Genomic DNA, 22,364 nt, shown 5'->3' on the forward strand with positions numbered 1-22,364 from the left:
CCGTTCCTTTCGTCTGTGGTGCCACGAACCTTGGTGAGGCGCTGCGCCGGATCAACGAGGGCGCGGCGATGATCCGTTCCAAGGGCGAGGCCGGTACCGGGGATGTTTCCAACGCGACCGGGCACATGCGGAAGATCCGTGCCGAGATCGCGAAGCTTTCAGCCCTTCCCGAGGATGAGCTGTACGTTGCGGCCAAGGAACTCCAGGCCCCGTACGAGCTGGTGAAGGAAATCGCGGCCACGGGCAAGCTCCCGGTGGTTTTGTTCACCGCCGGTGGGATCGCGACCCCGGCTGATGCTGCGATGATGATGCAGCTCGGCGCCGATGGTGTGTTCGTCGGTTCGGGCATCTTCAAGTCCGGCAACCCGGCAGAGCGCGCCGCCGCCGTCGTCAAGGCCACCACGTTCTACGACGATCCCGATGTTATTGCCAAGGTCTCCCGTGGCCTGGGCGAAGCGATGGTCGGCATCAACGTCGACGAGATCCCCCAGCCCCACCGCCTCGCAGAGCGCGGCTGGTAACAGGGACGCTTCCAGCGAGCAAAAGTACGACGCCGGCCGGTCACCTTGGTGACCGGCCGGCGTCGTCGTTTATTGCTGTTTTCCGGACCTTAGCGGGGCCGGCGTGCTGCATGCGCCCTGGCGAGGCGGGCGTAGTCGTCGTCGGGCGTTCCCGGCACAAAGGACCCGAATTTGCGTTCGGCCGCGATGCGGATGAGGAAGTCCGCAATGGCCGGGTTTTTCGGTAACAGGGAGCCGTGCAGGTAGCTGGCCACGACGTTCTTGTACCTGGCACCCTCGTGCCCGTCCTTGCTGTTGTTGCCCGCACCCTTGGTGACGGTTCCCAGCGGCTGGGCACCGGGACCCAAGGTGGTTTGCCCGCTGTGGTTCTCGTAGCCCATGACATCGCCGAATTCGGTGGTCTGCATGATGACGTTCCCGATCAGGCGTTCGTCGGTCCCATACGTTTCGACGTCGAGGATGCCGATCCCCGGAATGACCGACCCCGAGCTGGTCTTGAAGAACTTGCCGAACAGTTGGTAGAGGCCGCAGATCGCCAGCATCGGCGCGCCGTCGTCGGCCAGCTTGCGCAACTGCTCCGCCCGGGTCTGGAGGTCGTCTTGGATCACCAACTGGCCACTGTCTTGGCCGCCACCACCGACGATGATGTCGACGTCGTCCGGGAAAGGGTCTCCCACGTTGTATTCCAGCAGTTCCGGGGTGTAGCCGTGCCACGCGATCCGCCGCTTGAGTACCAGGGCGTTGCCCCAGTCCCCATAAATGTTCATGTCCTTGGGATAGAGCTGCAGAACGCGCAACGTACCCTTGCTTGGCTGTGCTTCCGAGGTCATGAGACCACCTCAACTATGGTGACTTTGGCCAGTTCGCGACGGATGGCGAGCATGGATGTGTAGGTGCAGAAGATCCGTTTCGGCTTGCCTCGCGAGCCGTTGATGAACGTCCGCAGCGCCGCAGTGATGTCCGGCTCCACGACGCCGAAGGGCACCTCGTCGTACTGAAGGCGAAGCGCCATGTCGTAGGCTCGAACCCCGGTGAGGACTTCCACGCCGTCCTCTCGCAACGACTCGAACTCGACATCCCACAGCCATGACATGTCCCTGCCGTCGGCGTAGTTGTCGTTGATGGCGATCATCGTGGCATATCCACCGGCCGGGAACGACTTCAAACCGAGCCTGAAACCACTCGGGTTTTTAACCAAAACCAGCTCGAGCGGCTGTCCATCGACGGTCAGGCTTTCGCCCCGCCCAAAAGCAGGTGCAACTTCGGCCAGTGCCTTGACCAGTTTGGGGGTGTCCACCGGCCCTGTGCCGAGCACGGAACGCGCCAATGACAGAGCCGCAGCGGCGTTGAAGATGTTGTAAACGCCACGAAGCTTCATCTCGGTGGTCACGGTTTCGCCGTCGAACTCAAAGTCGGCGTCCTGACCGCCCACGCGGCGCAGTACGACGTCGGCAGCCGGCAAGGCGACGGGGTCACCGGCGGCGGCAGCAACTGGAGTCCCGGAGGGGGAGGGGCCGATGCCGGTGGTGCGCATGTCGTCGTCGTTGGGGAAGGTGCTCCGGAGGGACTCGTCCAGGCCGAAGTACCTGACCTGCGGGTGGTGAACGGCATCGAGCCGGTTGAGGGTATCGGCGATGCGGGCCACCCGAGGGTCTTCCCGGTTCAGGACAACCGTGTCCGTTGTCTTCGATGCAATGTGCTCCAGCAACCGGGCGGTCTTGTCGATCTCGCCGAAGCGGTCCAACTGGTCTCGGAGGACGTTCAACAGAAGGCTGTAACGGGGCTCTACCTTGTTGACGAAGTGCACCGCATGGGCCTCGTCCAGCTCAAGAATGGCCACGTCAGCATCGAGCCGGCCGCGCCAGTCCACCTCACCCAATAGGGAAGCGGCAACCCCACGGGTGAAGTTGCTGCCGCTGCGGTTCGTGAAGACTTTGAGGCCTTGGCTTTCGAGGAGTTCCACCACCATCTTGGTGGTGGTGGTCTTGCCGTTGGTACCGCTGACCACGGCCACGCCGTGGGGGAGCGAGGAGAGGGTTCTCTGCATGAAGCCGGGGTCTATTTTTTCGACCACCAGTCCCGGAAAAGCGGAGCCTCCACCCCGAAGCCGGGACAAGGTGCGGACCAGCTTGCCGAGGGGGACGCTGAAGGAAGGCATGCTCTGTAATATATCCCAGTCCCCAATGTGTCCGTCCCGCACGCCAGGTCCATCGCCGCTCTATAGCCGCGGAGCACTATGATGGATCAATGACCAACACCCTTTCTGACGCTTCTTCACGCGTGGGTTCAGGACTCCGGATCGGCGTTCTGGCCCTGCAGGGAGATTTCCGTGAGCACATTCACGCCGTTGAGGCTGCGGGTGCCACCGGTGTAGGCGTGAGGCGGCCGTCCGAGCTCGACGACGTCGATGGAATCATCATCCCCGGTGGGGAGTCCACCACTATCGATAAACTGTCCCGCATCTTTGAGCTGCGCGATCCCCTCCGCAAGAAGATTGCCGAAGGCATGCCGGTCTACGGATCCTGTGCCGGCATGATCCTGTTGGCCAACGAGATCGCGGATCCTTCCGAGGATCTTGAAGGCAATGCGCAGCAGACATTCGGTGGCCTCGATATCACCGTCCGACGTAACGCCTTCGGCCGCCAGCGGGAATCCTTCGAAACCGACCTGGATTTCAAGGGGCTGGACTTTAGTGCCGGTGACGGCGGAGTCGAGCCCGTCCACGCAGTCTTTATTCGCGGCCCCTGGGTGGAGCGGGTCGGGCCTGGAGTAGAGGTACTCGCCCAGGTGGAGCCTGACGATGCCCGCCACACCGCCACTTTGCACGGATTGGCTAGAATTGTTGCAGTGCGTTCGGGCCACCTGCTGGCAACCTCCTTCCACCCGGAAGTGACGGGCGAGAAGCGCGTGCATGAACTCTTTATTCGAATGATCAGAGGAGAAGCGTAAAGCATGTCAGGCCACTCCAAATGGGCGACCACCAAGCACAAGAAAGCCATCATTGACGGCAGGCGTGCCAAGTCGTTCGCGAAACTGATCAAGAACATCGAAGTTGCTGCCCGCATGGGTGGTCCCGACCTCGCCGGCAACCCGGGCCTGGAACTGGCTGTCACCAAGGCCAAGAAGACCTCGGTCCCCAACGACAACATCGACCGCGCCATCAAGCGTGGCGCCGGGCTCACCGGCGAAGTGGTCGACTACACCGAAATCATGTACGAGGCCAGGGGCCCCCAAGGCTCTGCGCTGTTGATCGAATGTTTGACCGACAACAAGAACCGTGCGGCCTCGGAAGTGCGCTTGGCCATCTCCCGTAATGGCGGCACCATCGCCGATCCCGGTTCCGTCAGCTACCTGTTCACCCGCAAGGGCGTAGTGGTGCTGCCCAAGAACGGCCTGAGCGAGGACGACATCCTCATGGCTGTGCTGGAAGCCGGGGCCGAGGAAGTCAAGGACAGCGGGGAAAACTGGGAAATCCACTCCGAACCCTCGGACCTCCAAGCCATTCGGGACGCCCTGAAGGACGCAGGGATCGAGTACGAGACGGACGAAGCCGAATTCGTTCCGTCCATGCAGGTTGACCTCGACGTCGACGGCGCCAAGAAGTTCATGAAGCTCGTGGACGCCTTGGAAGAGTTGGACGACGTCCAGAACGTCTACAGCAACGCTGATCTCAGCGAGGAAGTCCAAGCAGCCCTCGACGCCGAATAGGCGTTTCAGGATCTGGCGGTGGCGTCCCGCAGTGTGCTGTTAATTGAAGACAAAAGGAAGGCCCGGACGTGACTCTTCGTGTGTTGGGAGTCGATCCGGGCCTTACCCGTTGCGGCATCGGCGTGGTCGACATTGAGCGGAACCGGCGGGCCACGATGGTCGCCGTTGGAGTGGTTGGCACCTCCGCGGAGCTCACTTTGGACAAACGGCTCTTGGTCATCGCCCAAGCCATCGACGAGTGGCTGGACTTGCACACGCCGGACGTCGTCGCCGTCGAACGGGTTTTTTCGCAGATGAACGTCAGCACCGTCATGGGCGTCGCCCAGGCCTCCGGCGTCGTTATCGCCGCTGCGGCGAGGCGGGGGATTCCAGTGGCCCTGCACACGCCATCGGAGGTGAAAGCGGCAGTAACCGGAAGCGGTACTGCCAATAAGGACGCCGTTACCAAGCTCGTCACCAAGATACTGCGCCTGGACGCCCCGCCGAAGCCCGCTGATGCCGCTGACGCCCTCGCCTTGGCCCTCACGCACGCGTGGCGCGCAGGCAGCGGTCTCGCAGCGAACGGCGGTGCGGGCAACGGTTCGCTGACTCCCGCGCAAAAAGCATGGGCCGACGCCGAGGCGAAAGCGCGCCGTGCGCGTTGATCGCTGACGATGTTGCTAGGGTATTCGTAGATATGTTCGGATAGGCGGCTTTGGCTGGGGTCTGACTCTGGCCTCGGCAGCAACGTGCAGGAGAATGTGAATGGCAATGCAAAGCAACGGAGCGGGCCAACCGTCAGGGGCTGGGTCTTGATCAGTTTTCTTCGCGGGATCGTGGCCCATGTTGGCTTGTCGAGCGCCGTTATTGACCTCAACGGGGTCGGGATGAGCGTCTTCGCCACGCCGCAGACCTTGAGCCACCTCACGGTAGGTGCGGAAGCAAAGCTGTTCACCTCAATGATCGTCCGGGAGGATTCCCTGACGTTGTTTGGATTCGCCGACGAGGACGAGCGGGAAGTCTTTGACGTCCTCCTCAGTGTCAGCGGAGTGGGACCCAGGCTGGCGTTGGCCGTTCTCGCTGTGCACGAACCCGAAGCCATCCGGGTGGCCGCCCACACCGGGGACGGGAAGACTTTCACCAAGGTGCCGGGCATCGGTCCCAAAGTTGCCGGGCGCATCGTCCTGGAACTTGCCGGAAAGTTGGTACCCCTTGGGACGGGGGCAGGCGACAGCAAGGCGCCCGCACTGGCTCCGAGCGCAGAGTGGAAGCCCCAAGTGGTCGCCGCACTGACCAGCCTGGGATGGTCGGAAAAGGACGCGACCGGCAGCGTGGACAAGGCCATGGTCGATTCGCCGGAACTGGCCGCAGCTGGCAACGTCGCGCAAATCCTCCGCGCCACACTCCGTTGGCTGGGTCAAGACGGGGCCCGTGCTGGCAACCGCGTAGGCAGCCGTGGCTGAGCAGTCATTGGTCACAGGGGGTGAAGAGCCCGAAGAGCGGATCATTGAGGCCGCCCTCCGGCCCAAAAACCTCCACGACTTTGTGGGCCAGCACAGGGTCCGCAAACAGCTCGCCTTGGTACTGGAGGCCTCGCGCATGCGCGGCCGCAGCGCGGATCACGTCCTGATGTCAGGCCCCCCGGGCCTCGGCAAAACCACCTTGGCCATGATCATCGCCGCGGAAATGAATGCTCCTCTCAGGATCAGCAGCGGTCCCGCCATCCAGCACGCCGGCGATCTAGCAGCGATTCTCTCCTCCTTGACTGAAGGCGAAGTCCTGTTCCTGGACGAGATCCACCGGATGTCCCGCCCGGCCGAAGAAATGTTGTACATGGCCATGGAAGACTTCCGTGTGGACATCGTGGTCGGCAAAGGTGCCGGCGCCACGGCGATCCCACTGGACCTGCCGCCCTTCACTTTGGTCGGGGCGACTACGCGAGCCGGCCTCCTTCCCGGTCCGCTGCGCGACCGCTTCGGGTTTACGGGCCATCTGGAGTTCTACTCCGTTGATGAACTTGAGCTGGTCCTCCGTCGCTCGGCTGGCCTATTGGACCTCAAGGTCAACTCGGCGGGCTTCACGGAGATCGCCGGCAGGTCCCGTGGTACGCCCCGAATTGCGAACAGGCTGCTTCGACGCGTCCGCGACTGGGCACTTGTCCATGGAATCGAGCAAATTGACGCCCGTTCGGCGTCGGCGGCTTTGGACATGTATGAGGTCGACGCGCGGGGCTTGGACCGCTTGGACAGGTCAGTCCTCGAGGCCTTGATCACCAAGTTCAATGGAGGTCCCGTCGGCTTGTCCACGCTCGCTATTGCTGTGGGGGAGGAACCGGAAACGGTTGAAACGGTGGCTGAGCCCTTCCTGGTCCGCGAAGGACTGTTGGGAAGAACACCGCGGGGCCGCATCGCCATGGCCGCCGCGTGGACCCATCTGGGCTATGCAGTGCCCGCAGGGGTTTTCGGGCAGGAGACTTTGGCGCTGTTCGATGAGGACCAAAACCACGCCGAAACCATGGATACAGCCGGTTAACACGCGGTGTTCAGGTTTTCCCCCTAGACTGGTATGACGCTCGGCACGTTCGAGTCCTTGATCCATGTGCCCCCTTGCAGGTGAGGCGCAACGCTTTCCGGGGGTTTTACTTCCGCGGCTGCTGGATCTCCCGGGGACGTTGCCGTGAACCAAAACGTAAGTACAGAACGGAACTTCCCTGTGGATCCAATGACCATATTGCTGTTCGTCATGCTTGGACTCTTTGTCTTCATGATGTTCCGCCGCAACAAGAAGACCCAGCAGCAGCAGGCCGCGATGCAGTCCAAGTTCGCCCCTGGCGTGGACATCATGACCAGCTTCGGTCTCTTCGGGCGCATCGTTTCCATCGATGAAGCTGAGAACAAGGTAGTTATCGAACTGTCGCCGGGTATCGAGGCAACTGTTCACCGTCAAGCCGTCACCAAGGTGGTTGAAGCGACGCCCGAGGAAGCTCCTGTTGTTCCGGATGACGCTTCTTCCTTGACCTGGACTGGAACGGAACTGCCCAGGACCGCGGAGACCCCGGATGAGACCATCGCGCGGCTCAACAAAGAGGACAAGAAGGACAACTAAGAAGGGTTTTCTGCGCCGCTGAGGCGCAGAACAACTTCTACGGCAGCAGAGAGCCGCCGGCAGACACGCGTCAGTGTCCGCCGGCGGCTGTCCGGCGATAACAGGAAGATCGATAATGGCACGGACCGGCCCCAAAAACTCAGCCCGCAAGGTGCTGACTTGGCTTGGAGCAATATTAGTTGTACTCACCGCCGTTCTGGCCGGGGGAGTGGTTACAGGCCACGCAACCTGGGCTCCCAAGCTTGCCTTGGACTTGGAGGGCGGAACCCAGATGATCCTCGCCCCCAAGGTGGAGGGCTCCAGCGGCATCAATGAGGACCAACTCAACCAAGCCGTCGCCATCATCCGGCAGCGTGTTGACGGTTCGGGTGTCGCGGAGGCTGAAATCAGCACCCAGTCCGGGCGCAACGTTGTCGTGAGCCTTCCTGGAACTCCTTCCAAGGAAACCCGGGATCTGATTCAAGCATCGGCGAACATGAATTTCCGCCCGGTGATTCTCACGGGAGACCCTGCAGCCGTCCCGATCGCTTCACGGACGCCTGATGCTCAGTTGCCTAAGCCCACAGCGGCTCCGGCGAATGCAAGCGACCAGAACTGGGTAACTCCGGACATTTACAAGCAATTCGAAGCTCTTGACTGCGTGAACCCCTCTGCGGAAAAGGCACAAGCCTCGGACCCGGCCAAGCCGCTGGTGACGTGTGAGGCCGCCACCGACAAGACTCCTGCAGTCAAGTACATCCTGGGACCCGTGGAGGTCAAAGGACAGGACATCTCCTCGTCCTCGTACGACCCCGTCCAGGGTGCCCAGGGTTCCGTCACCAACTCTTGGGGCGTAACCATTACGTTCGACGCCGCTGCGACCGCCAAGTTCAAGGACGTCACCACACGCTTGAACCAGTTCTATGCCGCATCACAGGCCCAGGGCGGAAACGACCCCAAGTCGCAGTTCGCCATCGTCCTTGACGACAAAGTCATCTCGGCGCCCCGCGCGCTGGCAGTGATTTCTGACGGGAAGCCGCAAATTACCGGCAACTTCACCCAGGCGTCCGCCAAGGCGCTCTCGGACCAGTTGCGCTACGGCGCGTTGCCCATCAGCTTTGACATCCAGTCACAGGAGCAGATTTCCGCCACCCTTGGTGGGGATCAGCTCCGGCTCGGGCTGTTGGCCGGCATCATTGGTTTGTCCTTGGTCGTGATCTACTCGCTGTTCCAATACCGGGCCCTTGGATTCGTTACCATCGCCTCCCTCGTGGTGGCAGGCGCGCTGACCTACCTGGCCATTGCCGTGCTGGGTTGGACCGAAAACTATCGGCTCTCCCTTGCGGGCGTTGCCGGACTCATCGTGGCGATCGGTCAAACGGCCGACTCGTTCATCGTTTACTTCGAGCGCATCCGCGATGAGCTTCGCGAAGGCCGCGGGCTGGTTTCCGCCGTCGAGAACGGTTGGAAGCGCGCCAAGAGGACTGTGCTGGCCTCCAAGGCAGTCAACGTCCTGGCCGCCGTCGTCCTCTACTTCGTGGCTGTGGGCAGCGTGCGCGGGTTCGCGTTCACGCTTGGCCTGACCGCGGTTGCCGACTTGATCGTGGTGTTCATGTTTACCCATCCGATGCTGCAGGTCCTTGCGCGCACGCGCTTCTTCTCCGAGGGGCACCGCTTCTCGGGACTGTCCCCTGACCGACTCGGTGCGATTCCCCTGTACCGCGGCGCAGGCCGCCTCCGGACACCGGATGAAAAACCAACCGTAGTGCGCGCACGGAATGCCGGCGCTTCCGCTGAAGCTGAACGACGCATGACCATCGCCGAACGGCGCCTTGCCGAGAAGGGCCAGCTGACTGGCACTTCCAACGGCACCAAGGAGGAGAAGTAATGAGGACGAGCTTCGCAACCTTCGGTAACGAGCTATACACGGGCAAGCGCTCGTACAACTTTGTTGGTTCCAGGCGGATCTGGTTCATCATCGCGGGCGTCATCGTTGCGCTGTCCATCGTGATCCCCGTGCTTAAAGGTGGATTCAACCTCGGCATCGACTTCCGTGGTGGGTCCGAGTTCACCGTGTCCAACGTCAAAACCACTGACCCGAGCCTCGGCGAGAAAGCCGTCCACAGCGTGGTCCCGAGCGCAATTCCGCGCGTGGCCAACGTAGCGGGCAACACCATGCGCATCCAAACGGATCACTTGACTGACGACGAGACCAACCGCATCAAGGAAGGCCTGACGAGCGCCTACGGGGTCACCGACAACGAGGTGACATCCAACTTCGTTGGACCAACCTGGGGGCAGGACGTGACGCGGCAGGCGCTCATCGGCCTGCTGGTCTTCGTGGCCTTGGCCGCCGTCCTGATGGCGTTGTACTTCCGGACATGGAAGATGTCGTTGTCAGCACTGGCGGGCATGCTCGTGACCATGTTCACCACGGCTGGGGTCTACGCCCTGAGCGACTTCGAGGTGACGCCGTCGGCCATTATCGGCTTCCTGACCGTCCTGAGCTACTCGCTGTACGACACCGTGGTGGTTTTCGACAAGATCCGTGAAAACACGTCCGGCATTGCTTCTTCCACGCGGCGGACCTTCGCCGAGGAGGTCAACCTGGCGGTCAACCAAACCCTTGTCCGTTCCATCAACACCATGATGGTGGCGGTGCTGCCTGTGGCCGCCATTCTGTTTATCGGTGCGGGCTTGTTGGGTGCTGGAACGCTCAGGGACCTGTCGTTGGCTCTGTTCGTGGGCATCCTTATCGGTACCGCAGCCACGATTTTCATCGCGGCCCCCCTCTACGCAGCCCTCCGTCAAGGCGAGGCCGTCCTGGTAAAGCAGGCCAAAAAGGTAGCTCACCGGCGGGCAGAGGCCACCGTTTAGTCGGGCAATATTTGCTGTTTGCCTCAGAGCCGGTCCCCACGCAAGTGAGGGCCGGCTCTTTGGTGTGACCGTAGAGGCTCCTGCTGCGCCCCGTCATGTGCCCCTCCGGTTGCGGAAGCATTCAGTTGCGGGAATAGACTGGGAGAATTGAATCGTTTGTGAGGGGTACTTCTGTGGAAGAACGTGCGACGTCGGCGCCACCTTCGGGCGGGGAGGACGGCAACAAGGCCGTGGCCGGCCCGGCTACGAGCGTAGCTGGGCGCTCCCTCAGTGCCGTTCCGGTGGATACTCCCGGTGTCCGCCCTACTTTTCCCGGCCGGCGCGAGCGCACTCGCTCCCGCCTTGCCCGCCTCACCGGCCGCGGTTCGGCCCCGTACTCACCGATTTTGGAGCCATTGCTTCGGACTGTCCGGGCCAATAACCCCAAGGAAGATTTCGATCTCATTCAACGGGCGTTCGAGGTGGCCGAGCGCAGCCATCAGGGCCAGAAGCGCAAGAGCGGCGATCCGTACATCACCCACCCGGTAGCAGTAGCAACCATCCTCGCTGAACTTGGGATGACGGGCACCACTTTGGCGGCGGCGTTGCTCCATGACACCGTTGAAGACACGCCCTACACGTTGGCAGACCTGACGAGGGACTTCGGGCCCGAGGTTGCCATGCTGGTGGACGGCGTCACCAAGTTGGACAAGGTCAGTTTCGGCGAGGCGGCGCAGTCTGAAACCGTCCGCAAAATGGTCGTGGCGATGGCCAAGGACATCCGCGTGCTGATGATCAAGTTGGCTGACCGCCTCCACAACGCCCGGACCTGGCGTTTTGTCTCTGCCGAGTCTTCATCCCGCAAGGCCCGCGAGACCCTGGAAATCTTTGCCCCCTTGGCTCATCGCTTGGGCATGAACACCATCAAGTGGGAGCTTGAGGACCTGTCTTTCGCTGCCCTGTACCCGAAGGTGTATGAGGAAATCGTGCGCATGGTGGGGGACCGCACCCCTGAGCGCGAGAAGAGCCTCAGCGTCATCCGTAACCAGATAGCGGACGATCTGCGAACCGCGAAGATCAAGGCGACCATCACCGGGCGCCCTAAGCACTACTACTCGATCTACCAAAAGATGATCGTGCGCGACAAAGACTTCGACGACATCAACGACCTCATGGGCGTCCGCGTCCTGGTGGATTCGGTCCGTGACTGTTATGCGGCGTTGGGCACGTTGCACTCGCGATGGAACCCGCTTCCCGGGCGGTTCAAGGACTACATCGCCATGCCGAAATTCAACATGTACCAGTCCTTGCACACTACCGTCATCGGGCCCGGGGGCAAGCCCGTAGAGATCCAGATCCGGACCCACGAGATGCACCGCAGGGCCGAATACGGCGTGGCAGCGCATTGGAAGTACAAGGATCAGCCCAACCGGACCGCCGTCGGACCCGGAAGTCCGCGCGATGGCGATATGGGTTGGCTGAGGTCGCTGGTGGACTGGCAGCAGGAGACTTCCGATCCGGGAGAGTTCCTGGACTCCCTGCGGTATGAAATAAATGCCCGGGAAGTTTTCGTCTTCACTCCCAAGGGTGAGGTAATGGCCCTGCCGGCCGGTTCCACTCCTGTGGACTTCGCCTACGCCGTGCACACCGAGGTGGGTCACCGGACCATCGGAGCCCGGGTGAACGGGAAATTGGTCCCGTTGAACAGTGAGCTCAACCATGGTGACTGGGTTGAGATTTTCACCTCAAAGGCCGAAGGTGCCGGTCCAAGCCAGGACTGGCAGCACTTCGTCAAATCCGCGCGGGCCAGGAATAAGATCCGGCAATGGTTCACCAAGGAGCGCCGCGAGGAGGCCATCGACCGGGGCAAGGACATGTTGACCCGGGCGATGCGGAAGCAGAATCTCCCGCTTCAGCGCCTGATGACGCACGACGCCCTATCAGCCGTGGCGGAGGACTTCCACTACGTTGATATATCCGGGCTCTACGCGGGCGTCGGAGACGGGCACACGTCCCCGCAGTCCGTCATGGAGAAGCTGGTCGAGCACCTTGGCGGCCATGAAACCCCGGACGAGGACCTCGATGAGGTCAGTATCCCGACGCAGGTTGCCAAGTCCAAGTTCTCCGACTCTGGCGTGATCGTTCGGGGCGTCGGCGACGTGTGGGTCAAGCTGGCCCGGTGCTGCACGCCCGTTCCTCCGGATCCCATCCTCGGCTTTGTCACCCGGGGTTCCGGCGTTTCCGTTCACAGGACGGACTGCACCAACGTTTCGGGACTTCGGGACCAGCCGGACAGGATCGTAGATGTTGAGTGGGCCCCCACCCAGTCAAGCGTCTTCCTCGTGGAGATCCAGGTGGAGGCTTTGGACAGGAAGTCGCTGCTCTCTGACGTTACACGTGTGTTGTCAGAGAACCACGTCAATATCCTCGCAGCTTCCGTGCACACGTCCAGTGACAGGGTAGCGATCTCCAAGTTCGCGTTCGAGATGGGGGATCCCAAGTACCTGCACCACGTCCTGAATGCCGTGCGCCGGATTGACGGGGTCTTCGACGTCTACCGGACCACCGGCAACCGGCGCCGCAACTAGCGCCGGTTGTAACCAGCGACAGTTGCAACTAGCTCGGGTCCTCCTGGGGGAGTAACTCACTTACCTGGCCAGATGTGCCAGTGTGGCTAACGCCCGCTTCTTGTGGGGAACTCTGGGCGCCGCTTCGACGGCCAGGGTCAAAAGGCGGAGCCGGACACCGAGCTCCGGATGGTTCAAAAGGCGTGTGAGTGCGGGCACCGCACGCTCGGGTTGCACATGCAGGGCGATGTCGGTGGCTGTGCGCAACGGACTGCTGACCAGCAGTCCGCCCAAGCTCACCACGTCCAACTGTCCGAGCCGGACCTCGTGGAGGCTGCAGCCTTTGGTGCTCCTCAGGCTGGAAATCCGATGTTTGGCGTCCACCAAGAGTGCAAGGTTTTCCGGTGGCGGTGCGCAGCCATAGATCCATGCCGCAGTGAGGCGACCGGCGACGACCCGTTTGCGGATCTTTTCGGGTACCGTGAGCGCTGCCGCCCGGGCTCTCAGGCGCGCGGTCAGGGCGACACCAGGGGCCGCATAGGATTTCCCGTAAAGGGGGAGCATGATCCCATCAAGCGCCATGCACTGTAATTCGACCCACGTAAAGATGGGGCTGGGGGAGTAGAGCTCGGCGATGACCGGCTCCAGCAGGTTTGGGGCGGCTACTGCGTGGACCATTCACTGATCATTCCGTGGAGCGGTCCAAGCAGTACAGGCTCCGCCCCGGCTATGTGGAAAACCGGAACGGAGCCTTGCGTTCAGTTACGCGAGGTCGCTGGCAGAACGCTGGATTTGGTCAAGCCATGCCTGACGGGCGTCCAGCGCTTCCTTGGCAGACTTGATCCGGCGCTGGTCGCCGGCCTTCTCTGCTTTGTCGAGATCCTCTTTGAGGCCAGCGATTGCGGCTTCAAGCTGGGAGAGGGCGCTGTTCGTCCGAGCTTTCGTTTCGGGGTTGCTGCGCCGCCACTTCTCTTCTTCGGCTTCACGGACCGCGTCTTCAACCTTGCGCAGGCCGGCCTCGATGCGCCCCATATCTGCCCGCGGCACTTTGCCGGCCTCTTCCCAGCGGTCCCTGATGGACTGGAGGGCCTTCTTGGCAGCGTTGAGGTCGTTGATCGGCAGCAATGCCTGGGCTTCCGCAACCAGCTGTTCCTTGACGGCAAGGTTGGCCGTGTATTCCTGATCAATCTGTTCGTTGGCAGCCTGCCGGTGGCTGAAGAAAACGTCCTGGGCGGCACGGAAGCGTGCCCAGAGGGCGTCGTCATCCTTGCGGCTGGCACGCGGAGATGCCTTCCACTGATCCATCAACCTGCGGTACTCACCCGCAGCGAAGCCCCAGTCAGTGGAGGAGGACAATGCTTCAGCCTCCGCGATGAGTGCTTCCTTGGCGGCCTTTGCAGCAGAGTTGGTGCTGTCCAGTTGCGAGAAGTAGGCGCGACGGTGCCGGTCAAACACTGTGCGCGCCGAACGGAACCGCTTCCAGAGTGCGTCCTCGTTGCTCCGTCCGAGCCGAACGCCGCTCTTTTGCGCAGCCTTCCACGTCTCGAACAGCTCGTTCATGCGGGCGCTGGATGTTTTCCACTGGATTTGAGCAGGGTCCTGGCCGGCAATCGACTCAGCTTCGGCCACGATCGCCTCGCGTGCGGCGAGCTCGGAGGCGCGAACCGCTTCATGGGCTGCCTTCTCGGACTTCTCCAACTCCACAACTTGTGCGGACAGTGTGTCCAAGCGCGCCTCAGCGCCCCGAATGTCTCCCACCATGTTCCGTTCGGCCAGCTGTTCCCGCAGGTGGGTCACTGTTTTCTGCATGTCCGTTGCCGGCGCCTTGGAACTTACACGGTGCTCCAACAGGACCACTTGGGCGATGACGTCGTCGAACTTCCGGGCAAAGTAGCCCAGCGCTTCATCGGGGCTGACTCCCGGGTACTGGCCAACAGGGATCTCTTCACCGTCGAGGGAGAGGAACACGTGGCCATCGCCTTCGGCGCGTCCCCATTTGGCTGCTTCAGCCAACGCGGCGGCGGACACAGCCGGCGCGGCGGGAACGACGGCGGCCGGAGCCTTGGGCCGTGCGGCCAGCGCAGCCGGGGACGGGGCAGCAGGGGGCGTGGGCCGTGGTGCTACGGGTGAAGCAGGCGCTTCACTCTCCGTGGTGTTCCCAGTTTCGGGGATGGCATTCGCGTCCTTATCGTCGTTTGCCACGCCGGTTTCGTCGGGGATCGCTGCTGCTGTTTCGTCGGATTTCTGACTGTCTGTCACCGCTAAAAGTCTTTCGCTTGGAGGGACCGCTCTGGTACTGCTCCCCGGGCTGGGGCCTGGAGTTCTCTACTTCAGAGAAAACGAGTCTATCGTGACAGGTGCCACAGGGGCGCCGTCATTATTGGTGGCGCCCGCCTGCAGGCCCGCTGCAGCGATCTTTGTGATGACGTCCAGGCCACTGGTCACCTTGCCCACCACCGTGTAACCGCCTGCTGCATCGGCAGGAATATTCGTGTCTTTGTAGATGATGAAGAACTGGTGCCCGTTGCCATATGCGTTGTTGGAGCTACGGGCCACAGCGATAGTCCCTGCGGGGTACTTGTTATCAGCCGGGGTGTTTTCCAGCGGGCCCCAGTGGTAGTTCGGATCGTCTGCGCCGTCTTGGGACTTGGCGCCGCACTGGAGCAAACCGAAGGTTTGGGCTGTGGTCAGCCGGTGGCAGAGGGCGCCCTTGTAGTAGTTGGAGTCAGCCAAGGACTTGAAAACAGCAGCCGCCTGCGGGGCCACCTTCCCGTCGAGCTCGACGCCCACAACGCCGCTGTTGAGCGCCAGTTGACCCGTAAACGTCTTTCCAGTCGCGGTGTTAGCGCTTGGGATTCCCTGGCTGTTGGAAGAAGGGGAGGCCGACGCTGAACTGAGGCCAGCTTCCGCGGCCGCGAATTCCGATTCGCTCGGATTCGAACTGAACGCGGTGAGTTGAAGCACGACGGCGAGGATCACCGCCACGGCGGCGGCACCAATGGCAAGATAGTTATCCCGTTTGCGCCTCTTGGCTTGCTCGTGCCGCAGGGCGCGCTTGGCTTCCATTTGCCGGATGCGCCGTTTCGCTTCACGGTCGTCCCGCGATCTTGTTGCCAAGAGTCCTCCTGATTGTGTCCATGATCCACGGCTGCCTGCGGGAGATCGGCACGATGCATTAGAACTGCACGCGCGGAAAGCATAAACTGACTGCCGCACATAGTTTATGCATGACCGGCTGGACGCCCGCCCCATAAACGCCAACGACGCGCTTAATCCTGGCGGCCCGCACTTTTGTCAGCTTTCTTTGAGGAGACCTTTCCACCATGGCCCGTACCGCCTCCCTGTCCGGATTCCCCGAGTGGCTTCCCCAGGAGCGCCTCGTGGAGCTCCATGTGCTCGATACGCTCCGCACCACATTCGAACTGCACGGCTTTTCCTCCATCGAGACGCGGGCCGTGGAAACCGTGGGGCAATTGCTGCGCAAAGGCGACATCGATAAAGAGGTCTACGGGCTGAGCAGGCTCCAGGAGGACGACGACGACGCCGCCGGTTCAGGTTCCACCGGTTCGGACTCCGCCCAGCGGGCGGAGAAGGCAGATCCGAACGCCTTGGCCCTGCACTTCGACCTGACAGTCCCTTTTGCACGGTATGTCGTGGAAAATGCCGGATATCTGGCCTTCCCGTTCCGCCGCTACCAGATCCAGAAGGTGTGGCGCGGGGAACGTCCGCAGGAAGGCCGCGCCCGCGAGTTCACCCAGGCCGATATCGACGTCGTGGGTGACGGTGAGCTGCCTTTCCGCTACGACATCGAGATCGCCTTGGTGATTGCCGAAGCACTGGGTGCCCTCCCCATCCCTGATTTCAGGCTGCGGATCAACAACCGCAAGCTCGCGGAGGGGTTCTATCGGGGCATTGGCCTGACTGACACCGCCGGCGTGCTCCGGAGCATCGACAAGCTCGAAAAGATCGGCGCCGAGAAAGTGGCGCAACTGCTCAAGAGCGAGCTTGGGGCTACGGATGAGCAAGCTGACTTGGCCTTGAAACTCGCCACCATCCGCACCGAGGACACATCGTTCGTCCAGCAGGTGCGGGCACTCGGGGTCAAGGACGACCTTCTCGATGAAGGCTTGGGCGAACTTGAACAGGTCATAGGAGCCGTGGCCCAGCGGGCCTCGGGCAAGGTGGTAGCTGATCTCAGCATCGCCCGCGGGTTGGACTACTACACGGGAACCGTGGTGGAGACCGTGTTGGTGGGCCATGAGCAGCTGGGGTCGATTTGTTCCGGCGGCCGCTACGATGCCCTGGCCAGTAAGGGCAACCGCAAGTTCCCCGGCGTCGGACTTTCGATCGGGGTGACCCGCCTGGTCTCCCGCATTCTCAGCCAGGAATTCGCCGTTGCCTCCCGGGCTGTGCCAACAGCTGTCCTGGTGGCCCTCAATGACGACGACAGCTGGTCTGCCGCGCAGGATATTGCGGCTGAGCTTCGCGGACGCGGGATTGCCACCGAAGTTGCCGCCAAAGCGGAAAAGTTTGGAAAGCAGATCAAGTTCGCTGACCGCCGGGGCATCCCGTTCGTATGGTTCACCAACGAGGACGGCAAGCACCAGGTCAAAGACCTCCGCTCCGGGGAGCAGGTTGACGCCGATCCCTTGAGCTGGTCGCCGTCGGAGGATGACCTGCATGTGCGGGTCACCACGGCCTGACAGGTAAACTCGGACCGGGACGCCCTTGCGGAAGTCCCCCTCATTTTTCACGCTGAAAGGAATGCTGTGCTGCGCACACATGACCTCGGATCACTTGGTTCCGAGCACATTGGACAAACCGTTACCCTGGCCGGCTGGGTGGGCCGTCGCCGTGATCACGGTGGCGTGGCATTCGTTGACCTGCGTGACGCATCCGGCGTGGCCCAGGTTGTGGTCCGCGAGGAAGAGGTCTTCCACGGCCTGCGCAACGAGTACGTCCTGCAGGTGACGGGCACAGTCAACAAGCGCCCCGAAGGCAACGAGAACCCGGCGCTTGCCACAGGCGAGATCGAAGTTATCGCGGACAAGGTTGTGGTTCTCAACACCTCCGATCCGCTGCCCTTCCAGATCGATGAGCATGTCGAAGTGGGTGAGGAAGCACGCCTGAAGCACCGCTACCTGGACCTTCGCCGTCCCGGCCCGGCGCGCAACCTGCGCCTGCGTTCGGAAGCGAACCGGGTTGCCCGCGAGCTGCTGCACCAGCGTGGCTACGTTGAAATCGAGACGCCCACCTTGACGCGCTCGACGCCGGAAGGCGCCCGCGACTTCGTGGTTCCGGCGCGCTTGGCTCCGGGCTCCTGGTACGCCCTCCCGCAGTCGCCGCAGTTGTTCAAGCAGCTCCTGCAGGTTGGCGGCTTTGAGAAGTATTACCAGATCGCCCGCTGCTACCGCGATGAAGATTTCCGTGCGGACCGCCAGCCCGAGTTCACGCAGCTGGACATCGAGGCAAGCTTCGTTGACCAGGACGACGTTATTGAACTTGGCGAGGCGATCGTCAAGGCGCTCTGGCAGCTCATCGACGTCGAAGTTCCTACGCCCATTCAGCGGATGACGTACCTGGATGCCATGGCGCGGTACGGCTCGGATAAGCCCGACCTCCGCTTCGGCCTGGAGCTGACCGAGCTGACCGAATTCTTCGAGGACACCAATTTTGGTGTCTTCAAGGCTCCGTACGTAGGCGCAGTTGTCATGCCCGGTGGCGCTTCGCAAGCACGACGTGCCTTGGATGCATGGCAAGAGTGGGCCAAACAGCGCGGCGCCAAGGGCCTGGCGTACGTTTTGTACAAAGAGGACGGCGAGCTCGCCGGTCCTGTTGCCAAGAACCTGACCGATGAAGAGCGTGCCGGACTGGCCGACGCCGTTGGGGCCAAGCCCGGCGACTGCATCTTCTTCGCAGCCGGGGAGAAGACCCCTTCCCGGGCGCTTCTTGGCGCAGCCCGCGTGGAGATCGGCCACCGCACGGGGCTGATCGACCCCAAGGACTGGGCATTCGTATGGATCGTGGACGCGCCGATGTTCGAGCCTGCCGCTGCCGCAGTTGCATCCGGCGACGTGGCGGTTGGTGCAGGGCAATGGACGGCCGTCCACCACGCCTTCACCTCGCCGAAGCCGGAATTCATGGACACGTTCGACAAAGATCCTGAGTCCGCGCTTTCCTACGCCTACGACATCGTCTGTAACGGCAACGAAATCGGCGGCGGTTCTATCCGTATCCATGAGCGGGACGTCCAGGAACGTGTGTTCCAGCTCATGGGACTGGACAAGGAAGACGCAGAGACCAAATTCGGCTTCCTGCTGGAGGGGTTCAAGTACGGTGCCCCTCCGCACGGCGGAATTGCCCTTGGCTGGGACCGCGTGGTGGCGCTCCTGGCAGGCGTCGAGTCAATTCGCGACGTCATCGCCTTCCCGAAGTCCGGCGGCGGCTATGACCCGCTCACGGCGGCACCTGCCCCGATCACGGCACAGCAGCGCAAGGAAGCGGGCGTAGATTTCAAGCCCGAAACCAAGTCCGCACCTGAGCAGGGTACTAAGTCCTGATAGACCGCTAGCCAGAGGCTCCCCGCCGTAGTGGGGAGCCTTTGGTGTTCCTGCAGTAGAAAGGGTTCGCAGGGTGCTCGAACAAGCGTTTCTGGAAACGCTGATGGACAAGGCCTGGCCAGCACGTGAGCGCGAGGACACGGGAGAGTGGGTACTGCGTGCATCACAGGGCGTGACGCAACGTGCCAATTCGGTGTGGCCAAGGGACCCCGGTGGTGGCGCGGCAGGATCGTCCACCGAAACCGTCATAGCGGCTGGTGTCCGCGCGGCGTCGGAGTGGTACAGAAAGCGCCGGCTGCCGCTGATCTTCCAAGTGTTCAACGATCCCCGGAGCGCCACCCTCAATACTGTTTTGGATGGGCGACGCTTCTCGAAGCAGTCCGAAACCAAGATCATGGTCCGCGATGTGGGCGCACGGCCGCTCCTCCCCACTGGAAATGACGTTGAGCTTTCCGAGCAGCCGACCCAGGAATGGCTGGACCTCTGGTGGGCCGTCGACGGGCGAGGGGGCGGAGAGGAACTGGCGATTGCGCGCGAGATTCTAACTGGCTGTCCCTCACTGTATGCGCTGGTGAGGGACGACGACGGCGTCCCGGCCGCCGTCGGACGTCTCGCCTTGGTGGATGGCTGGGGCGGTCTTTACAGCATGGCCACGCCAGCAGGGCACCGCCGGCGCGGCTACGGCACCAGGGTGCTTTCCGCGCTGCTCGACGCTGGCGCCCGGAGGGGACTGCAGGGCTTTTGGTTGCTGGTGACAGCGCCAAATGTAGGCGCCAAGGGCCTTTACGCCAAGGCGGGATTTTCGGAATACGGCAGCTATCTGTACCGTCAGGCTCCGTTGACGCGCGCGCCCGGGGGCTGCTGACTCAGCGGATTTCTTACGCTGATTCGGATGGCGCACGCGTCCCCGGCAGCCTTGGCCAGGACCGAGCTTCTGGGCTCCTGAATGTCCAGGAAAGGCAGGCGCGTGCGGCCGGCCACCGCCTTGAGCAGTGGATGTGCCAGAACCTGATCGACGAGAACACGGTCCCCGCCGGGGACGATGTACTCCACGCCCTGGCCGTTAAAGATCCTTGCAGCAATGTCGGCCGTGGTCTTGGGATCGCTGTGCCGCTTCCCGCTCTTCGAGGCAAGGATTGCGGACTGGCTGGCAGCGGCAACTACAAACCCGCCCCGCCGAACGAGCAGGATCCCCAGGCGCCGCTCCTGTGCTGCTAGGGAAACCAGACGGTCAAGGTTGGAGGCGCCCCTGCCCGGACGTCCGTCCACCGGCCACGGTCCCCTGAGTAGTGCCGTCGCGCCGTCCCCTGCGGTGAGCAGCAGCCCGTCGTCGTCGAAGTCCTCTTCTATTGCGCCGTGGCTTGCCGCGAAACGCTCCACCCAGCCGTGCAGCCTGGGCGCGGGTACCAGGGCCAGGCGGGTGCTGGCTGTTGGGCGTTCCACGTCGATGTCTCCTTTGCCGTAACTATGAGTAGCCTATCCATGTGGAAGATCTCTTTGGTGCCGGCGCCCTCGACGACGACGAGTCGGAGGATGTGCCTGCCGTCGGGGGTCCTTCGGACGCAAACTGGATGGCCTCCCAACGCAGCCCCTTGGCGGTGCGGATGCGTCCCCGGAGCTTGGATGAAGTAGTGGGCCAGCAACATTTGCTCGGTCACGGTTCACCCCTGCGACAGCTTGCGGCCGGAGTGGACGCCGCCGGTCCGGCCGGCCCCAGTTCGGTGATCCTCTGGGGGCCTCCGGGGACTGGCAAAACCACGCTTGCACACGTGATCGCCCGCGGGCCGGGCCGCAAATTTGTTGAGTTGTCGGCCATCACGGCAGGCGTCAAGGACGTTCGCCGGGTGATGGATGAGGCGTTGACAGCCCGAGACTTGTACAAAAAGACCACTGTCCTGTTCCTCGATGAGATCCACCGGTTCAACAAGGCCCAGCAGGACGCCCTGCTGCCGGGAGTCGAGAACCGCTGGGTCGTCCTGGTTGCCGCTACCACCGAGAATCCGTCGTTTTCCGTGGTGTCGCCGCTGTTGTCCAGATCCCTGCTGCTCACACTGAAGCCGCTCACCGATGAGGACATTTACGGTCTGCTGCAGCGGGCTGTTGCGGATGCCCGCGGCCTGTCCGGCCGAATCGAGCTCAGCGCCGAGGCGTTGGACCACCTGGTCCGTTTGTCCGGCGGCGATGCACGCCGGGCGCTGACGGCACTCGAGGCCGCGGCCGGGGTGGCGTTCGGTGACAGCACCGCCGTCGTGCCTGGCGCGGACGCTAGCGAGGAGGAAGACGCTGACGACGACGGCGAACCCGGGCTTGCGAACGACGGGGCACCTGATGCTCCGGTACTGGTGGAATTGCGGCACACCGAGCGTGCCCTTGACGCAGCGGCAGTCCGGTACGACCGCGCGGGCGACCAGCATTACGACGTTGCCAGCGCATTCATCAAATCCATTCGCGGCTCGGACGTGGATGCCGCGCTGCACTACCTGGCACGGATGCTTGAAGCCGGGGAAGACCCGCGCTTCGTGGCCAGGCGCATCGTCATTTCCGCCGCCGAAGACATCGGCATGGCCGATCCCACGGCGTTGCAAACGGCCGTGGCTGCAGCCCAGGCGGTGCAACTGATCGGTATGCCGGAGGGGCGCATTGTCCTGGCAGAAGCCGTGGTTCATCTGGCCACCGCACCAAAGTCCAATGCCGCCTACATGGGCTTGAATAAAGCCGTGGCGGATGTCCGCGCCGGTTTCGGCGGTGGAATTCCGATGCATCTGCGTGATGCGCACTATCCGGGTGCCAAGCAGTTGGGCCACGGCACAAGCTATAAATATGCCCATGACGAGCCACATGGCGTGGCCACCCAGCAATATCCGCCTGATGACCTGGTGGGGAAGAACTACTATGAGCCCACCGGGAACGGTGCTGAACGGGAAATTGCGCCCCGGTTGGAACGGCTCCGCAAGATTGTCAGGGGAGAGTAGGGAAGTGGTAGCATTGATCCTTGTCTGGCATGACCCGACGCTCACATCCCTTGAAGATTCTTCAATAGTGCTGCGCCCGGGCCAGTAGCAAAAGGCAGCGGTTGGCCGATGCTCTCC

General features: G+C 62.5%; 20 protein-coding genes. 14 read left to right on the forward strand and 6 right to left on the reverse strand.

The window, feature by feature from the left end; all coding sequences use genetic code 11:
- A partial coding sequence (locus tag QRN04_RS02220; RefSeq protein ID WP_502868751.1) for a beta/alpha barrel domain-containing protein occupies positions 1-521 on the forward strand: 521 nt, incomplete at its 5' end.
- Positions 522-610: 89 nt separating this feature from the next.
- On the opposite strand, the gene QRN04_RS02225 is transcribed toward QRN04_RS02220, so the two are convergent.
- Together QRN04_RS02225 and QRN04_RS02230 are read right to left on the reverse strand one after the other, a co-directional pair.
- Positions 611-1,351 (reverse strand): type 1 glutamine amidotransferase, encoded by a 741-nt coding sequence (locus QRN04_RS02225; RefSeq protein WP_284974525.1) that lies wholly within the window; start codon positions 1,349-1,351, stop codon positions 611-613.
- Positions 1,348-2,679, reverse strand: coding sequence for a Mur ligase family protein (locus QRN04_RS02230; RefSeq protein WP_284974526.1), 1,332 nt, complete (start codon positions 2,677-2,679; stop codon positions 1,348-1,350). Before QRN04_RS02230 ends, QRN04_RS02225 begins: the two co-directional genes overlap by 4 nt.
- 89 nt (positions 2,680-2,768) lie before the next feature.
- Here QRN04_RS02230 and pdxT point away from each other — a divergent pair, with 89 nt between their 5' ends.
- From pdxT to QRN04_RS02275, 9 genes are all read left to right on the forward strand, one after another.
- A complete protein-coding gene (gene pdxT, locus QRN04_RS02235) occupies positions 2,769-3,470 on the forward strand; it encodes a pyridoxal 5'-phosphate synthase glutaminase subunit PdxT (RefSeq protein ID WP_284974527.1) in 702 nt (233 codons plus the stop codon).
- Positions 3,471-3,473: 3 nt separating this feature from the next.
- Positions 3,474-4,229, forward strand: coding sequence for a YebC/PmpR family DNA-binding transcriptional regulator (locus tag QRN04_RS02240; protein WP_284974528.1), 756 nt, complete (start codon positions 3,474-3,476; stop codon positions 4,227-4,229).
- A 68-nt stretch (positions 4,230-4,297) separates the two neighbouring features.
- Positions 4,298-4,873 (forward strand): crossover junction endodeoxyribonuclease RuvC, encoded by a 576-nt coding sequence (gene ruvC, locus QRN04_RS02245; protein ID WP_284974529.1) that lies wholly within the window; start codon positions 4,298-4,300, stop codon positions 4,871-4,873.
- A gap of 147 nt (positions 4,874-5,020) precedes the next feature.
- Entirely contained in the window at positions 5,021-5,671 is a 651-nt protein-coding gene (gene ruvA / locus QRN04_RS02250; RefSeq protein ID WP_284974530.1) for a Holliday junction branch migration protein RuvA, read from the forward strand.
- On the forward strand, positions 5,664-6,740 hold the full coding sequence (ruvB, locus tag QRN04_RS02255; RefSeq protein ID WP_284974531.1) for a Holliday junction branch migration DNA helicase RuvB: 1,077 nt from the start codon (positions 5,664-5,666) through the stop codon (positions 6,738-6,740). Before ruvA ends, ruvB begins: the two co-directional genes overlap by 8 nt.
- Positions 6,741-6,929: 189 nt before the next feature.
- The gene (yajC, locus tag QRN04_RS02260) at positions 6,930-7,313 is read left to right on the forward strand and encodes a preprotein translocase subunit YajC (RefSeq protein WP_284974864.1); all 384 of its coding nucleotides are present in this window, start codon (positions 6,930-6,932) and stop codon (positions 7,311-7,313) included.
- A 115-nt stretch (positions 7,314-7,428) separates the two neighbouring features.
- Positions 7,429-9,180: a protein translocase subunit SecD gene (secD, locus tag QRN04_RS02265; RefSeq protein WP_284974532.1), complete on the forward strand. Its 1,752-nt coding sequence runs from the start codon at positions 7,429-7,431 to the stop codon at positions 9,178-9,180.
- Positions 9,180-10,169, forward strand: a complete 990-nt coding sequence (secF, locus tag QRN04_RS02270; protein WP_284974533.1) for a protein translocase subunit SecF — start codon at positions 9,180-9,182, stop codon at positions 10,167-10,169. Before secD ends, secF begins: the two co-directional genes overlap by 1 nt.
- Positions 10,170-10,342: 173 nt before the next feature.
- Positions 10,343-12,736: a RelA/SpoT family protein gene (locus QRN04_RS02275; RefSeq protein WP_284974534.1), complete on the forward strand. Its 2,394-nt coding sequence runs from the start codon at positions 10,343-10,345 to the stop codon at positions 12,734-12,736.
- 60 nt (positions 12,737-12,796) lie between these two features.
- Here QRN04_RS02275 and QRN04_RS02280 read toward each other — a convergent pair whose 3' ends face one another.
- The 3 genes from QRN04_RS02280 to QRN04_RS02290 form a co-directional block, all read right to left on the reverse strand.
- Entirely contained in the window at positions 12,797-13,393 is a 597-nt protein-coding gene (locus QRN04_RS02280; protein WP_284974535.1) for a hypothetical protein, read from the reverse strand.
- Positions 13,394-13,477: 84 nt separating this feature from the next.
- Positions 13,478-14,974: a DUF349 domain-containing protein gene (locus QRN04_RS02285; RefSeq protein ID WP_284974536.1), complete on the reverse strand. Its 1,497-nt coding sequence runs from the start codon at positions 14,972-14,974 to the stop codon at positions 13,478-13,480.
- Between the two features lie 66 nt (positions 14,975-15,040).
- The gene (locus QRN04_RS02290) at positions 15,041-15,832 is read right to left on the reverse strand and encodes a peptidylprolyl isomerase (protein WP_284974537.1); all 792 of its coding nucleotides are present in this window, start codon (positions 15,830-15,832) and stop codon (positions 15,041-15,043) included.
- 206 nt (positions 15,833-16,038) lie between these two features.
- Here QRN04_RS02290 and hisS point away from each other — a divergent pair, with 206 nt between their 5' ends.
- From hisS to QRN04_RS02305, 3 genes are all read left to right on the forward strand, one after another.
- The gene (gene hisS, locus QRN04_RS02295) at positions 16,039-17,418 is read left to right on the forward strand and encodes a histidine--tRNA ligase (protein WP_284974538.1); all 1,380 of its coding nucleotides are present in this window, start codon (positions 16,039-16,041) and stop codon (positions 17,416-17,418) included.
- A gap of 66 nt (positions 17,419-17,484) precedes the next feature.
- Entirely contained in the window at positions 17,485-19,275 is a 1,791-nt protein-coding gene (aspS, locus tag QRN04_RS02300; protein ID WP_284974539.1) for an aspartate--tRNA ligase, read from the forward strand.
- A gap of 73 nt (positions 19,276-19,348) precedes the next feature.
- Positions 19,349-20,140, forward strand: a complete 792-nt coding sequence (locus QRN04_RS02305; protein ID WP_284974540.1) for a GNAT family N-acetyltransferase — start codon at positions 19,349-19,351, stop codon at positions 20,138-20,140.
- On the opposite strand, the gene QRN04_RS02310 is transcribed toward QRN04_RS02305, so the two are convergent.
- Complete coding sequence (locus tag QRN04_RS02310) at positions 20,104-20,718, reverse strand: Vms1/Ankzf1 family peptidyl-tRNA hydrolase (protein ID WP_284974541.1); 615 nt, start codon at positions 20,716-20,718, stop codon at positions 20,104-20,106. The two genes, QRN04_RS02305 and QRN04_RS02310, sit on opposite strands and share 37 nt — an antisense overlap.
- A gap of 41 nt (positions 20,719-20,759) precedes the next feature.
- Between QRN04_RS02310 and QRN04_RS02315 the strand changes: the two genes are divergently transcribed.
- Positions 20,760-22,247, forward strand: a complete 1,488-nt coding sequence (locus QRN04_RS02315; protein ID WP_284974542.1) for a replication-associated recombination protein A — start codon at positions 20,760-20,762, stop codon at positions 22,245-22,247.
- Positions 22,248-22,364 lie beyond the last annotated feature (117 nt).

The sequence above is a fragment of the Arthrobacter sp. efr-133-TYG-104 genome, assembly GCF_030208915.1.
GTDB lineage: Bacteria > Actinomycetota > Actinomycetes > Actinomycetales > Micrococcaceae > Arthrobacter.